We start from the raw sequence: 16,277 nt of genomic DNA on the forward strand, positions 1-16,277 counted from the left end.
AATTATTCTAGTTGTTTGATGTCTTCAGTTCCAGATAATATCAAGGTTTTACAATTGATTAATCTAAATCTTTCTAAACTTTTTTCTGCATAATTCATTATTGCAAAAGGACCATAGGGAGGATAACCATGACATTTAAATTCATCTAATAAACAACGATGATTTAATTCTAAATCTACATAACTTAAACGAACAGGCCATCTTTCTATTAGGTGAGAACCATCTTCTTTAATTTGGTAAGCTTCAGAAAATCTATTATAAAGTGTTTTTCTTTGCTCTTCCTCAAAATAATCAATACCAGATAACACAAGTTTATTAACTCTTTCTGGGTATACTGCTGCAACTTCTGCTGCTACGAAAGCACCTGTATGATGCCCAAGAACATTTGCTTTTTTGATTCCTAATTCATCTAGAAGTAAAATAACTGTTTTGGCATAGTCTTCAATGTAATACATTCTGGGAGGTTTATCGGATTCACCAAAACCCAAAAAATCCATAGCAATAACTAACTTTTTTTCTTTAATAAATATTGGCATTAATTCTCGATATTCATTACTACTTATTGGATTTTGATGCAGCAAAATTAGTGGCTCACCTTCTCCTCCAATTCGATAATGTATTTGACCATCTTCTGTATCTAAAAATGCTCTTTTTATTTTCATGATTTTAAAGTTATCCTCATTGATTTTTTCTCTAAAAAATTCATAACAACTGTAGATATTTGTTCTGCCATTTGATTAATCATCCATAGAGTTCCTCCAGAGATTTCAACTGCTTGACTATGAGGAATTGCCGCCGATAACCAACCTTGATTTTCTGCCTTTACTAAGCCGTATTTGTCTATAGGTTCTAAGGCTTTAGTACCATTACACACTAAGGTCGGACATTGAATAAGTTTAAACCTTTCTGGAGCAGAAAGACAATATTTTCCAACAGCAACTCCAGGATATATACTTCCTCCAAAAGCTTTTAAATCATCTAAAACACAACGGTGATTTAATTCTCCTTTTCCTAGATAATTAACTCTTGCTAACCATCTTTCCATTAGATGGGAACCGTCTTCTTTAAGAGTAAATCCTTGACTATATCTTTGAACGATTTTTTCAGCTTCTTCTGCATCAAAACCATGAGTATTACAAAGGATTAATTTATTCAGGCGATCGCTATAAGATGCGGCTACTTCTCCAGCAATATAACCCCCTGTTAAATTCCCCAAAATACTACATTTTTGAATCCCTAATTCATCTAACAATAAAATAACAGTTTTAGCATAATCTGCAATAGAATATTCTCTAGGAGGTTTATCGGAATCTCCTAACCCCATTAAATCCATAGCAATAACACGATATTTAGGGGCTAAAATTGCCATTAACTCTTTAAATTCATCGCTACTTCGAGGAGTCATGGGAAGTAAAACAAGAGGTTCTCCTTCTCCTCCTATTCGGTAAAAAATTTGTCCGTCTTCTGTATCTAAAAATGCTCTCTTTATTTTCATAATATTTAATTTATCCTCCTCTATTTTTTATCTAAAAAATCCATAACAACTGTAGATATTTCTTCAGGCATTTGATTAATCATACAGATAGTTCCCCCCTCAATTTTAACAGCTTGACTATGGGGAATTGCTTCAGATAACCAACCTTGATTTTCTGCTTTTGCCAAACCATATTTTTCAATAGGTTCTAATGCTTTAGTTCCTGTAAAAACTAAGGTCGGACATTGAATAAGTTTAAACCTTTCTTGAGCAGAAACACAATATTTACTAACTGCTAAACGAGTATAAATGGGTCTACCAAAAGTTTTTAAATCATCTAAAACAAAACGGTGATTTAATTCAACTCCAACAAAATCAATCCGCACCAACCATCTTTCCATGAGATGGGAACCATCTTCTTTTATAGTAAATCCTTCTCTATATCCTTTACCAAGTTTTTCGGCTTCTTCTGCATCAAAACCATGAACATTAGAAAGGATTAATTTATGGAGGCGATCGCTATAAGATACGGCTACTTCTCCAGCAACATAACCTCCTGTTAAACTCCCCAAAATACTACATTTTTCAATTCCTAATTCATCTAACAATAAAATAACAGTTTTAGCATAGTCTGAAATAGAATATTCCCTAGGAGGTTTATCTGAATTTCCTAACCCCATTAAGTCCATAGCAATAACACGATATTTAGGGGCTAAAATTGCCATTAATTCTTTAAATTCATCGCTACTTCGAGGAGTCATGTGAAGTAAAACGAGAGGTTCTCCTTCTCCTCCAATGCGGTAAAAAATTTGTCCGTCTTCTGTGTCTAAAAAAGCTTTTTTAATCGGTTGATTCATTTTTGCTTAAGTTCGTCATATTAACTTCCCTGGCGGGAAGTCCCGCGCTCTCCGGTGGGGGAGCGTCGTATGGGAAAGCCAGGGCCAAGATTCGGATACCTTCATAAGCTGTTCATATGCCCTTGACAAGCTAGGTACATTTTGTTAATATCAATGTCAACACAGGGGGAGGACATCACCTCTGTCACGCGCAGCGGTCAGGGTTTCCCAGACTGAAGAATCCCGAGTTTTCCCGTAAGGGCAACGTCGGGAGTATGTCAATAGATAAATAGTTTGATTTATTATAAGCTAACTCTGAGAATAAAGCAACAGATAATCAAACCAGTTTCATCTGTCATGGTAAAATTGCGTTATCCAGTCTAGTAGTAGACTGACACAACTTAAATGATGCAATACTAGGGGCGGGTTCCACTTTAAATTAACGAGTTTAAGCATCAGCTCAAAACCCGCCCCAAAATCTAACGCACTACTATCAAAAAACAAGGGACGCTCGCATTTTTGTTATCCAACGTCCCTTGTAAACTTATCGCTAACTGCTGAAAGCTGACTGCTACTTACGAAGTTCTAAACCGCGCCAACTCTTCCCCAGTCTTCGCATCGTGAGCGTGAACAGTACACACTAAACAAGAATCAAAAGACCGAGCAACATGACCTACTTCCACGGGGTCATTCACATCAGCAATAGGAATACCTATTAACGCTTCCTCAATAGGTCCGCGCACCCCTTCACCATCACGGGGTCCTACATTCCAAGTAGTCGGCGCAATAACCTGATAATTCTTAATCTTTCCGCCTTCTATTTCCACCCAATGACAGAGGGAACCACGACTAGCATTAGTAGCACCCCAACCGCGACCATCTTTTTCTTCAGGCTTAATATACCAAGGATCGCGCAAATTAAACTCCCGCAAACAACGTTCTGTTTCACGGTACAATTTAGTTAGTTCGTGCATTCTGGCAAACACGCGCAAATGTGCGTTCGGTCCGCCCATTTTCTTGAACATATCCAAAACTAAACCGTCTTTGTGTTGCCAACTTTCCCCATGATCGCCACCTGCTATCAATTCCCGCGCTAAGGCACCAACTTCCATCCGACCTAAGTCTTGGTGAGATACGGCAGTTGACCAAGAATAAGCACCATCAAAGTCAATATCGTTGTTAGCAATGGGTACGGTAGTGCGGTCAAAAGGATGTACATCTCCATCACCCTCGTTATACCAAGCGTGGGAAGTATTCTCCCTTGTAAAAGTATGCTCCATCAATTGATGAATATCTGTAGCGCTATCGTAGACACCACTTTTCATAATCATGGCAGCATTCCGACCTTCAATAGTCGGGCGTTGATATTTGTCTTCGTGAGGCAAATATCCCCAACTCATATATTTACCAACACCTGCACCAATTTTATCCAAACCAATATTCAGACCCATGCGCCAATAGAAACCGAGGTCTGAACTAGCATGATTAGGATTTTCATCTAACCATTCCATGAAATCTTCATAAGTTTGGATCTGTTCAAACCTGTCAATGGAACAACCTAACCATATCGGTTCTAACCAGTTAGTGCGGAAATATTCTAACATTGCCCAGGCGCGGGTAACGTCCGTGAGAGTGGGAGCGCACATTACGCCACCGGGAACCATGAAACTAGAGTGAGGCCATTGACCGCCGAATAGAGCGTATATTTCTACGGGTTTTGCTGCAACAGTAATACCTGGTTCGTAGGAAGTACCTGTGAATGCTGAGAAACGCTTACAAGCTTCTTCGTAGAAGGGGCTATTTTGGTATTTTTTGTTAGTTAAGTCGATCGCGTATAACCCGTAAAAGAAGCGCGGATGACTTTGGAGAGTTTCTACAAGTTGACCGAGGTTACGAGCAAGGATAGCGTTACGGGGTACTTCTGTTTGCCAAGCTGTATCTAACGCCCAGGATGCACAGGTGAGGTGAGAAGCACCGCAAATTCCACAAATTCTGGGAGTGACAATGAGACCAGCTTTGGGGTCTTTACCTTTAAGGATGACTTCAAAACCTCGGAACATTTGTGCTTGAGTCCAAGCGTTGGTTACATATCCGTCTTGAATGTCAACTCTTACGTCTAAGTCGCCTTCAACGCGCCCCACGGGAGAAATGTCTAATGTTTGTACTTTTGTTTGAACCATTTTTTCAGTTATCAGTTATTAGTTATCAGTTATTCAATTTCTGTAGGGTGTGTTAGCGCCAGCGTAACGCACCATCATCCAGTAGCGTAACACTGACATATCTAAAATGGTGCGTTACATCATTGGGGGGCGGGTTTATCTAACTTCAGGTGAAAGCTCGTTAATTTAACGGGGAAACCCGCCCCTACTATTGCACTATTTTAGATGAAACAGTCCAGTAGGGTGCCTTAGCGCCAGCGTAACGCACCATCATCCAGTAGCGTAACACTGACATATCTAAAATGGTGCGTTACATCATTGGGGGGCGGGTTTATCTAACTTCAGGTGAAAGCTCGTTAATTTAACGGGGAAACCCGCCCCTACTATTGCACTATTTTAGATGAAACAGTCCAGTAGGGTGCCTTAGCGCCAGCGTAACGCACCATCATCCAGTAGCGTAACACTGACATATCTAAAAATGGTGCGTTACGACGGATTGTTGAATCTCTTTCATAGTCTAAATTTTAGCCGTCTTTTCATGTCCGATCTTAGCGGAAACGCACCCTACAAATTTTGCTAGGGTAAAGGGTCGAAAATTCTCCCCTGCTCCGTGCTTCCCTGCTCCCCTTCTGTCTTAACCAAGAATGAAACAGCACTGCCTTTCAAAGGAAGGATAGATGAAAGCATTGGTCAACAGTCGGATATCTCCACAAATAAAACCTTCGGCTCCCCTTGACAAGCAGGAAGTATTTTATTATTATCAAGGTCAATAAACACAGGGGGAGGACATCACCTCTGTTAAAACAGCAGCCTGGGAAACCCTGGCTGAATAATCCCGTTTTGTCGCGTAAGCGCAACGTCGGGAGTATGTCAAACAGTAAAGAAATCTTCCTCTGCCCATTCTGGAGTTGAATCTTTTGCAACCATAGTCAGCAAAGCATAATCTTTACGGTTAACTCCCGTTGGTAATTCTTTAGGAACTCCCATGACTGTTTGTGTCTTAAATACTGTTCCCGGCATGAGGTCGTGGAATGGAAATTCTGGTTCGGTACAACCCAAACATGGCATTCCCGCGCGAGTCTTGGAGGAGACTCGGTTCCATAAAATGCGGTTACAGGAAGAGCGAGTCATCGGTCCGCGACAACCCAAGTCATAGAATAGACATCCTTGACGCTGCCCAAAATCTGAAGTGGAAGCTTTGTAAGCAAAGTGAACGTTGCGAGTACAACCTGTTTGAGTGAAGCTTTTGAAAAATGTTTCGGGGCGGTGAAATTCGTCTAAGGTAATGTCATCAAGTCTGCCAGTGGCAACCGCTACCAATATTTGCGAAATCCAATCTGGGTGAGCGGGGCAACCAGGAATATTAATTACTGGGTATCCAGCTTTACTCTTGAAGTCTTCTCCTAAAAATCCGCCTTTTTTTCGTTTCAGAAATTGCAAACCTTCAGACTCACTGGGGTTTGGTGACATTGCCGGAATACCACCATAAGTAGCGCAGTCTCCCACCGCAACAACGAAACCTGCAACTTCCGATAATTCTTGTACCCAATCTTTCATCGGGCGATCGGCAAAACGGTTCCATTCTCCCGTACCATTGGGCGCGTTAATTATTGTTCCTTCATATACTAAAATATCTAAATGTGTTTTTCCCGAAATACAATCTTGTAATAATTGTTGGACGTTTGTACCAAGTTCAAATCCTAAAGAAGGATGCCAGAGTACATTAATGCCGAAGTCTGTGATTAGGTCACAAATATTTGGTTCTTCAGCATTGAGAAATGATATGGTATTGCCAGAACAAGCTCCACCTTGAAGCCACAGTAGATTTATCATTCTCCCGAATTCTCCTGCTCTATAAAACTGATGCAAAGTGTCACATAACGTGACAATTTGATGTTTACTTCCTGCTGTACGGACGTTTTGCTATGCGACATGAAACGCATTTTTGTTATGCAACGTCCCTAAGACCGTCGGCGGTTACTCATCCACAGGCATTGACGGTCAAGCTGACCGCATTTCTTAAGTTAAACCCTCTGTTATCTGAAGTTGAGATGGGATTCACGATAGAATTTGTCGCACCCTACTTCAACCTTTATGAAATTATAAAGGATAGATAATGATAACTTGGTTTTTATTTACGAATTTTTTATTATTAATTAATTGTTGCTTTGGTTAAGAATTTTGTTGTTTTTGATACTTTATTTTCAATATTTTCTTGGTAGGAAAATCTTGAAAAAATATAAAACTAAGTTATCGTAGATTTTGTGAAACTTTAGTTAAAGGAATCTTGATCATTCCAGACTATATTTCATTGATAATGAATAATCATTAACTTTCCTCTTCGTCAAAAAATAGCGATCGCCTGGTTCTATACTGACCTTAGCAAAATAACTATAAATTTCATCTAAATCCTGAATAGCTGTTTGAGAAAGACTATATTTACTCACTCAATTTTTTCTCTCGCATCTACTAAAATTTTATTTTTAATTGTCCAATAACAATTTCTCCCTCAACTTTTTATCCCTTTTCTAATTGTTCTAAACCCACCTGAACTTTTGGGCGAGTTTCATCAAGCCATTGTTAATAATCTGGTTTTTCTAATAACTTTAAACCTGAGTCAATAAATTCCTCATTTTTGGTGTATTTTCCCTTAGCAATTTGAGCGTTAATAAACTTTTATTGTTTGGGAATTAAGATGATATTCATAATTACATAACCTCACTTTATAGCAATTCCCATAATTATGAGGTACATTTACGATCCCCCTAAATCCCCCTTTAAAAGGGGGACTTTGAAGATTACCCCCTTTGTAAGGGGGGCGTGGGGAATCTAAACCTCACTTGAATTCAATCAATATTGTTGTTCAATGTTCACAGAAAAATACCTTCTTGATGAATATTCAATAATAAGGGACTTTTCTCTTGTTGAAATTGAGATTCACTCACATAAACACAACTTACTAACACCCCATACTCAATACATATATCGGAAATAAACTCAATAATTTTTTGATGCTTATTATCCAGAGTAGTTGTTTCTTTTAAAACTACTAAAACATCAATATCTGAGTCTGGTTTTGCGTCTCCCCGTGCTTGAGAACAAAATCAAACTAAACTAATTAAATTATCTTGATAAATTTGTTTGAATTCCTGTTTCACCCTGGTCATAATTTATGCTAGTTTTTGATGTCTTCTTAAATTTTCAACTGTAGATAAAGGAATATTTATCATTTCAGACTCTAACTCCCTTCTTTCAATATTCGACCTGTTAATTCTACTACTGCTAAATTTCCGGAATGTTGTTTAACAGTTAGGAATACTTTTGTGTTACACCGTCATATTATCATCTGGCACTCAAATATACTCATGCCCAATATATCTATTAGAGTCCCGGAAAATATCAGGAAACGCCTCGATCAATATGTGGACAAGAATCTTACGAAAACTAAAGTAATAGCTAGAGCTTTGAGTCAATACCTAGGTATCAACGATGAATTGGCATTTACTGAGAGATTGTCTGAAGTGGAAAGAGGGTTATTTGAAATTGAAAAATAAATCAAGAAATAACTAAGGAGCAATAGTTTTTATGTTTATGTCAAATGTTGATTATGAATATACTGAATTAGAGAGATTACTGAGTCAGGAAAAGTGGAAAGAAGCAGATGAGGAAACTGCTCGTTGTATGTTGCAGGTTGCAGAGCGAGAGCAGGAAGGTTGGCTGAAAGTAGAAGATATAGAAAGATTTCCTTGTATAGACCTCCGCACAATTGACCAACTTTGGGTACAATATAGTAACGGTAAATTTGGCTTTTCTGTGCAAAAGACAATTTATCATAATTTGGGTGGTACGAGAGAGTATAATGGGGAAGTATATGAAGCGTTTAATAACGAAGTCGGATGGTGTCCAGAAGGACAATTGTTGTTATACTCTGACCTAGATTTTAGCTTAGATGAACATTACATGGGATACCTCCCAGGTTGTGCTTTAAAGGTGGACGTTTGGTATGTGAAGTTGGGTTGGCTATCTGATGGGGTTTTCTCTCGCGGTTGGTATTTGGTATCTTCTCTCTCGGAGAGACTTCTAGACTATAACATATAAGCGTTTTAGCTACTTTATCAGTTATCAGTTTTTTATAATCCATTTATCGGCGATCGCTCAGATACCATTTATCAGCATAACAGCAGTTTTCAGACGGTTTTCATGATTGATAGACCACAGTAGGGACGTTCCATAGAACCTCCCTACTGGGTTTTGCTTGTTACTATGTGGTTCATCAATCTGAAAAGCGCTGTAGCTTGGAGGGTTTGTATCATAATTATTCAAATCTAAATTAGAGGAGCTACTATGATAATTTTATCAATAGGACTTACGCACGCGAAACCCGGTTTCTAGGATAAATAGTTGTTTTGAGCAATAGATGTCTACGAGAAAGCGGGTTTCTGAGTTCACCTGCGTAAGTCCTGATCAAGAAAACTAAGGAAATAATCAATGGCTGAAATATTAATTATCGGTTACGGTAACACTCTCCGCAGTGATGATGGTGTTGGTCAACGGGTGGCAGAGTTGGTGGCGGAGTGGAATTTGCCCAATGTCCGATCACTCCCAGTACATCAACTTACCCCAGAATTGGCAGAACCTATATCTCAAGCTGAATTAGTTATTTTTGTTGATGCTTATCCGGCAACTTCTGAACAAGGTTTACAAGTTCATCAACTTTGTGACGATATCCCCTACTCCTCTCCAAAAAGTCAAAGTTTAGCACATACGGTCGATCCGCGCTCGCTACTTGCTCTCAGTCAAATTCTCTATCACAATGTGCCCCCTGCTTGGTGGATATTAGTGCCAGCAGTTAATTTTGAATTTGGGGAAAGTTTCTCTGAAAAAACAACCGAAAATATTCAATATAGTTTAGCACAAATTAAACAAATTATTATTAAATAAAGTTTAAAAGTTTTCTTAAAAAACTGTTTTAATTTAACAGTTATTTTCTGAAGTTTTGTAAAATTATATGCAAAATTCAAGTTTTGTAAAAAAAGTTTAAGTAATAGTTCAATTCAGAAGGAATAGATCGGATAATAAAAGCAAGAGATATAAATCAAATATTTAGTCCCAATCTCCTAACTGCCTATCCAAATAGGTATTTTTAGTGGATTATCTCTCAAATAGTTTCAGAAATAAAACAACTCCTGTGTTGTTGAAAAATGAGTTATTGTGATGTTAAACACAAAGGTTTAGGTTGATAAAAAAAAGCAAATTTATAGAGGTAAAATTTTCAGGACTTGGCCATATATAAACTACTAAACAAATCTACAACATTTGTAAACAACCAGAGATAGGGACTTACGCACCCAAACAAGAAACCGGGTTTATTGCCTTGATGATTAAAATCACTAAATTTTATCCATAAACCCGGTTTCTGCGTAAGTTATGAGATTTTAAATAAAGAGGAGAACATTAATGAGTACCAAAACTTTTGCAACACTAGATGGCAATGAAGCAGTTGCCCGTGTTGCCCACAAACTCAATGAAGTTATTGCCATCTATCCTATCACCCCCTCCTCACCAATGGGTGAATGGGCGGATGCTTGGTCATCTCAGGGGACACCGAATATCTGGGGTACAGTTCCTAGTGTGGTTGAGATGCAAAGTGAAGGGGGAGCAGCAGGGGCGGTGCATGGTTCTCTACAAACAGGGTCGCTCACTACTACATTCACTGCATCCCAGGGATTATTATTAATGATCCCTAACCTTTACAAAATAGCAGGGGAATTAACCTGTAATGTCATTCATGTTGCGGCTCGTTCCCTGGCAGCTCAAGGTCTTTCAATATTTGGCGACCACAGTGATGTAATGGCAACCCGCGCTACAGGTTTTGCCATGTTGTGTTCTGCTTCGGTACAAGAAGCTCACGACTTCGCGCTTATTTCTCAAGTAGCAACTCTGGAAGCAAGGGTACCATTTATTCATTTCTTCGACGGTTTCCGTACCTCCCATGAAGTACAAAAAATTGAACTGTTGCCAGAAACAGTTTTGCGGGAAATGATAGATGACGACCTGGTGTTTGCTCACCGGGCGCGGGGGTTAACGCCAGATAGACCTGTTTTGCGCGGTACAGCTCAAAACCCGGATGTATATTTCCAAGCGCGGGAAACTGTTAACCCTTTCTATGCTGCAACTCCAGATATTGTGCAGAAGGCAATGGATAAATTTGCTGAACTGACTGGGCGACAATATCAATGTTTTGAATATCACGGTGCTGCTGATGCAGAGCGGGTTGTTATCCTCATGGGTTCTGGTTGTGAAACAGCTCACGAAACTGTAGACTATTTAACTGCTAATGGTGAAAAGGTTGGGGTACTCAAAGTTAGATTATATCGACCTTTTGATGCCAAATATTTAGTCGCAGCATTGCCCGAAACGGTGAAAAAAATTGCTGTTCTCGACCGCACGAAGGAACCGGGTGCAACAGGTGAACCCCTCTACCAAGATATAGTTACTGCTCTAAATGAAGAATGGGAAGGCGCGATGCCAAAAGTAGTTGGTGGTCGTTATGGTTTGTCTTCCAAAGAGTTTAACCCGGCAATGGTGATGGGGGTTTTTGAGAACCTCAGTGCTGACAAACCCAAAAATCATTTTACGGTGGGTATTAATGACGACCTCAGTCATACTTCCCTTCCCTTCGATGCCAATTTTTCTCTCGAACCCGATAATGTTGTGCGGGCAATGTTTTATGGTTTAGGTTCCGATGGTACGGTTGGTGCTAACAAAAACTCAATTAAAATTATTGGGGGAGAAACTGAAAACTATGCCCAAGGTTTCTTTGTTTACGACTCGAAAAAATCTGGAGCCGTAACTGTTTCCCACCTCCGCTTCGGTGCAAACCCCATCCGTTCGACTTATCTTATTAACCAAGCTAATTTTGTGGGATGTCACCAATGGAGTTTTCTGGAAAAATTAGACGTTCTCGTTGCAGCAGGAAACGGTTCTACTTTTTTGATGAATAGTCCCTACGGTGCTGATGAAGTATGGGAAAAGTTACCTGTAGAAGTACAAGAGCAAATTATCCGCAAGGGTTTAAAAGTCTATGTCATCAATGCTAATAAAGTTGCTGCTGACAGTGGAATGCGGGGTCGCATTAATACAGTAATGCAGACTTGTTTCTTTGCCTTAGCTAACGTTTTGCCCAGGGAAGAGGCGATCGCTCAAATTAAAAAATACATCGAAAAAACCTACGGCAAAAAAGGTCAAGAAATTGTCAATATGAACCTGCAAGCGGTTGACAATACTTTGGATAATCTCTATGAAGTGAAAATTCCTACGGAAGTTAGTAGTGCTCTCCACCGTTTGCCACCTGTTCCTGACACTGCTCCAGAATTTGTGCGGGAAGTTTTGGGTAAAATGATTTCTCGCCAAGGTGACGAACTGCCAGTCAGCGCCTTACCTTGCGACGGCACTTATCCCACTGGCACAACTAAATGGGAAAAACGCAACGTTACTCAAGAAATTCCGGTTTGGGATGCCGATGTCTGTGTACAGTGTGGTAAGTGTGTGATGGTTTGTCCCCACGCTGTTATTCGTGGTAAAGCTTATGATGAAAGTAATTTAGCTAATGCTCCGGCAACTTTCAAGTCTACTAATGTCAAAGATAAAGATTTTACCGGACATAAATTTACTATCCAAGTCGCTCCAGAAGACTGTACTGGTTGTGGGGTTTGCGTGGATATTTGCCCGGCGAAAAATAAATCTATGCCTTCCCGCAAAGCAATAAATATGGAAGCGCAGTTACCACTACGGGAACAGGAGCGAGAAAATTGGGATTTCTTCTTGAATTTGCCTAACCCCGACCGTCGCTCCCTCCATCTCGACAGAATTCGTCAACAACAATGGCAAGAACCTTTGTTTGAGTTTTCTGGTGCTTGTGCTGGTTGTGGTGAAACTCCTTATGTTAAATTAATTAGTCAACTGTTTGGCGATCGCTCTGTTGTTGCCAATGCTACAGGATGTTCTTCTATTTATGGCGGTAACTTACCTACAACTCCTTGGACGCAAAACGCCGATGGTCGCGGACCTGCTTGGTCGAATAGTCTGTTTGAAGATAACGCCGAATTTGGTTTTGGTTTCCGTCTTTCCATTGACAAACACGCCGAGTTTGCTACAGAGTTGTTGCAAAAATTAGGGGGAACGATAGGAGATAATTTAGTTTCAGACATTCTGAACGCCTCCCAAAAATCCGAAGCAGATATTTGGGAACAACGGCAACGAGTCGCCCAAGTCAAGGAAAAATTGCAAGGGGTAGATTCTCCAGAGGCAAAGCAGCTATTGACTTTAGCAGATTATCTGGTTAAAAAATCAGTCTGGATAGTTGGTGGTGACGGTTGGGCGTATGATATTGGTTTTGGTGGTTTAGACCACGTTATCGCTAGCGGTCGTAACGTCAATATTTTAGTGATGGATACGGAGGTTTATTCTAATACTGGCGGTCAGTCTTCCAAAGCAACTCCCCGCGCAGCAGTTGCTAAGTTTGCAGCAGGAGGCAAACCATCAGGCAAAAAAGATTTAGGTTTAATAGCAATGACTTATGGTAATGTCTATGTTGCCAGCGTAGCAATGGGAGCGCGAGACGAACACACCCTAAAAGCATTTTTAGAAGCAGAAGCTTATGACGGTCCATCCTTGATTCTTGCTTACAGTCATTGTATTGCTCATGGTATTAATATGACCACAGCAATGAGTCATCAAAAAGCACTTGTAGAAAGTGGTCGATGGTTGTTGTATCGCTATAACCCAGACTTAGCGGAACAAGGGAAAAATCCTTTGCAGTTGGATATGCGATCGCCCAAAAAACCTGTTGGTGAGTCAATGTATCAAGAAAATAGGTTCAAAATGCTAACCAAGAGCAAACCTGGTGATGCTAAAGACTTGTTAGCACAAGCACAGGAAGATGTTAATACTCGTTATGCAATGTATGAGTATTTGGCAGCACGGCAACTTGATAATGGATAATGGATAATTGATAATGGATAATGGATAATTGATAATGCATAGTTAACAGTTATCAGTTATCAGTAGGTTGGGTTAAGCGTCAGCGCAACCCAACAACAAGATGTATTTGAGGAATTGTATCAAGTCTTTTAGTATTGCTAAAATTCAATATCGTAGGGGTTTGGAGACCCAACCCCCTACCAAACTTGGAGTTTTTGCCAATACTGATATTAGAATCTTATTGTTCAAAGTAAGCAGATTTGATATTAGGCATTTTTGAGTTCTGAGCATTTCATTCCTGTACCTGGTTCACTTTTAAATTTTGACTTTTAACTTTTGACTTGATTTTGGGTTTCATTGCTCAACCCAACCTACGCCTTCTTCACTTTTGACTTTTGAATTAAGCGAATTAACCATGGATATTACCACAAATTATTTAGGATTACAATTACGCTCCCCCTTAGTTGTAGGAGCAGCAGCACCTTTAACCGAAGATTTAGATAATCTCAAACGCATGGAAGATGCAGGTGCAGCAGCAGTAGTTTTACATTCTTTATTTGAAGAACAATTGCGACAAGAAAAGTTTGAATTACACCATCATTTAGAATATGGTACAGAAAGTTTTGCTGAAGCTCTAACTTATTTTCCAGAACCAGAAGTATTTCATGTAGATGCTTCCGAATATTTAAAGCATATTAGTGAGGCAAAAAAAATAGTAAATATTCCCATTATTGCCAGTCTCAACGGTTCAACAATTGGGGGTTGGACTAATTATGCTAAGGAATTACAAGCTGCTGGTGCAGATGCTTTAGAGCTAAATATCTACAATATCCCTACTAATATGGATATGACAGGAGAAGAAGTAGAACAGAATTATATTAATATTCTGCAAGCTGTCAAATCCCAGGTAAATATTCCTGTTGCTGTTAAACTTAGCCCCTTCTTCAGCAACATGGCAAATATGTCTAAAAAACTGGTAGAAGCTGGAGCGAATGGGTTAGTTTTATTTAACCGTTTCTATCAACCAGATATTGATATTGAAGAGTTAGAAGTCATGACAAATGTGTTGTTAAGTACCCCACAAGCAATGCGTTTACCTATGCGTTGGATAGCTATTTTGTACGGTAGGTTAGAAGTAGATTTTGCTGCAACTAGCGGTGTACAAAAAGGGCAAGATGTAATTAAAATGATGATGGCAGGTGCGAATGTAACTCAAGTAGTAGGTGCTTTATTGCGTCATGGAATTAGTCATATTAAAGTTATCGAAACAGACATGATTAAATGGATGGAAGAACATGAATATGAATCAATTGCACAAATGCGCGGCAGTATGAGTCAAATAAATTGCCCAGACGAGAGTGCATTTGAAAGAGCGCAATATATGAAAGCAATTCAAAGTTATCAACCTGCTCGGAGTTTAGTTTAAAAGCCAATCTGTAGGGGTTTGGTCGCCAAACCCCTGCAAACTAGGAGTCTCTGCTAATTCAGAACTACAAATTCTCTGGATCGACACCAAGGGAAGGTAATATTTGTTTAATATAAAATCCGGTTATACAATAATCGAATCGCAAAATTATTTTCTCTTAATACAGATTTTCTAGCGTGGGCTAATTTAAAAATTCATGCTCTAAATCTTTCTTTCTCCTGACTCCTGAGTTCTAAATCTTTTCTTTCTCCTGACTCGGTCCTCCTGACTCCTAGAGCGATACGATAAGTATTTAAACGGATTCTATATAAGTCTTATAAATTCTAAAAAAAAAAGAAAATATTTAATCATTCAAACTAAGTTTTTAAACCCAGACTATGTTCCAGGAATCTGATCTCAATATTTGCAATTTTTTTCCCTATTTCAGAAAAATCACTTAAATCTTTGATTTCGTTAGTATTATTTTCAGATGTTATATTTGCTAAAGTACCGAGTTCATGCAAGGCAGAATTTATATCAGCATTGTCAAGATAGTTATCTAGTAAAACTTGAAAATGTGCCATCAGCATTTTATTTGTTGTACATCGAATAATATTTTTTAGTTCTTCTACTGAAATTTGCTGATTATGATTGTTAGGATCGATTTTAAACTGCTCGTAGATTTGCTCTATAACTGTTTCTTGAATATTCATTTATTTTTATCCTTAATAATTAAGTTTTCTAACTAAGTATAGATGGGAAGAAAGATTTAATACTATAGCAATTCTATTTTATTTGTGTATAAAAATCTTACCGCTTTTAGGTATGGAGGGAATAGGGAACAGCAAACTGGTGGGAGTTTCATGTTTTTTATTTACTTTTTGATTTGTCATATTCAATCCGCTTAACTCGGTATAAAAAATTTTCATCTACGGTTCCCGAAAAATCAGCAAAAGTGTAAATATTTCTAAATTCTTTTCCCTCCTGACTCCTAGATTAACTATCTAATTATACCGATGCTACCGGATTTGATATCACAGCCTATTTAGTATTGCTATATATCCAATAAGTTTCTCAACTTACTTGTGAAGAATAATCTTCTCTCCCTTATCTCGTCTACAATTTATATGATAGCCAAGGCTAGCCATGGATGTCAAGATATTTGTCTATACCTATAGCAGCAATACCTATTAAGGTCTTTAACATTGTTATAGCGCTGCGCTCCGGGAACAGGGAACATAAAACAGGCAATAGTGAGAATAAATTGCCGATAATATAAAGCTTTGAGCTGCTTAGAGACCTCCTGCAATTTGTAAAGCGTGCCAGCGCACATTGCTATACAAGCTGAAAAGCTGTAGTAGTAAACTTTTTATAGGTCAATGAGTCCCTTCCGTCTAGCAATTGATTATTTTGTTTAAACT

The 16,277-nt window shown here is 38.9% G+C and carries 13 protein-coding genes and 1 pseudogene; 5 read left to right on the plus strand and 9 right to left on the minus strand.

Going from position 1 to position 16,277, the window contains the following annotated elements:
* Window positions 1–2: 2 nt before the first annotated feature.
* The 8 genes and pseudogenes from ACP6PK_RS01320 to ACP6PK_RS01355 all read right to left on the minus strand — a co-directional run.
* Entirely contained in the window at window positions 3–662 is a 660-nt protein-coding gene (locus tag ACP6PK_RS01320; protein ID WP_426557091.1) for an alpha/beta hydrolase, read from the minus strand.
* Window positions 659–1,495 carry an alpha/beta fold hydrolase gene (locus ACP6PK_RS01325; RefSeq protein ID WP_426557093.1) on the minus strand — a complete coding sequence of 279 codons (837 nt, stop codon included), beginning with the start codon at window positions 1,493–1,495 and terminating at the stop codon, window positions 659–661. The genes ACP6PK_RS01320 and ACP6PK_RS01325 overlap by 4 nt, the downstream gene beginning before the upstream one ends.
* Window positions 1,496–1,515: 20 nt before the next feature.
* Window positions 1,516–2,331, minus strand: a complete 816-nt coding sequence (locus ACP6PK_RS01330) for an alpha/beta fold hydrolase (protein WP_426557095.1) — start codon at window positions 2,329–2,331, stop codon at window positions 1,516–1,518.
* 554 nt (window positions 2,332–2,885) lie between these two features.
* Window positions 2,886–4,490: a nickel-dependent hydrogenase large subunit gene (locus ACP6PK_RS01335; RefSeq protein ID WP_426557097.1), complete on the minus strand. Its 1,605-nt coding sequence runs from the start codon at window positions 4,488–4,490 to the stop codon at window positions 2,886–2,888.
* 849 nt (window positions 4,491–5,339) lie between these two features.
* Complete coding sequence (locus ACP6PK_RS01340) at window positions 5,340–6,302, minus strand: hydrogenase small subunit (protein WP_094674002.1); 963 nt, start codon at window positions 6,300–6,302, stop codon at window positions 5,340–5,342.
* Window positions 6,303–6,760: 458 nt separating this feature from the next.
* A complete protein-coding gene (locus ACP6PK_RS01345; protein ID WP_210407485.1) occupies window positions 6,761–6,916 on the minus strand; it encodes a hypothetical protein in 156 nt (51 codons plus the stop codon).
* A gap of 133 nt (window positions 6,917–7,049) precedes the next feature.
* Window positions 7,050–7,139, minus strand: coding sequence for a hypothetical protein (locus ACP6PK_RS01350; RefSeq protein ID WP_426557131.1), 90 nt, complete (start codon window positions 7,137–7,139; stop codon window positions 7,050–7,052).
* 200 nt (window positions 7,140–7,339) lie between these two features.
* Window positions 7,340–7,555 (minus strand): annotated as a pseudogene (locus ACP6PK_RS01355) (nucleotidyltransferase domain-containing protein); the annotation flags it as partial.
* Between the two features lie 279 nt (window positions 7,556–7,834).
* On the opposite strand from ACP6PK_RS01355, the gene ACP6PK_RS01360 reads away from it, so the two are divergent.
* The 5 genes from ACP6PK_RS01360 to ACP6PK_RS01380 all read left to right on the plus strand — a co-directional run bounded on the left by ACP6PK_RS01360 (window position 7,835) and on the right by ACP6PK_RS01380 (window position 14,877).
* Window positions 7,835–8,023, plus strand: coding sequence for a hypothetical protein (locus ACP6PK_RS01360; RefSeq protein ID WP_143438020.1), 189 nt, complete (start codon window positions 7,835–7,837; stop codon window positions 8,021–8,023).
* A gap of 31 nt (window positions 8,024–8,054) precedes the next feature.
* A complete protein-coding gene (locus tag ACP6PK_RS01365) occupies window positions 8,055–8,567 on the plus strand; it encodes a GUN4 domain-containing protein (RefSeq protein WP_426557100.1) in 513 nt (170 codons plus the stop codon).
* Window positions 8,568–8,957: 390 nt separating this feature from the next.
* Window positions 8,958–9,410 carry a hydrogenase maturation protease gene (locus ACP6PK_RS01370; protein WP_426557101.1) on the plus strand — a complete coding sequence of 151 codons (453 nt, stop codon included), beginning with the start codon at window positions 8,958–8,960 and terminating at the stop codon, window positions 9,408–9,410.
* A gap of 516 nt (window positions 9,411–9,926) precedes the next feature.
* Window positions 9,927–13,472, plus strand: coding sequence for a pyruvate:ferredoxin (flavodoxin) oxidoreductase (gene nifJ, locus ACP6PK_RS01375; protein ID WP_426557103.1), 3,546 nt, complete (start codon window positions 9,927–9,929; stop codon window positions 13,470–13,472).
* 394 nt (window positions 13,473–13,866) lie between these two features.
* A complete protein-coding gene (locus ACP6PK_RS01380) occupies window positions 13,867–14,877 on the plus strand; it encodes a dihydroorotate dehydrogenase-like protein (RefSeq protein ID WP_426557105.1) in 1,011 nt (336 codons plus the stop codon).
* 356 nt (window positions 14,878–15,233) lie between these two features.
* On the opposite strand, the gene ACP6PK_RS01385 is transcribed toward ACP6PK_RS01380, so the two are convergent.
* Window positions 15,234–15,569 carry a hypothetical protein gene (locus ACP6PK_RS01385; protein WP_426557107.1) on the minus strand — a complete coding sequence of 112 codons (336 nt, stop codon included), beginning with the start codon at window positions 15,567–15,569 and terminating at the stop codon, window positions 15,234–15,236.
* Window positions 15,570–16,277: the final 708 nt, after the last annotated feature.

It is taken from the genome of Dapis hubbardiae BLCC-M172 (genome assembly GCF_050016015.1).
In the GTDB taxonomy this organism is placed as follows: Bacteria; Cyanobacteriota; Cyanobacteriia; order Cyanobacteriales; family Microcoleaceae; genus Trichodesmium.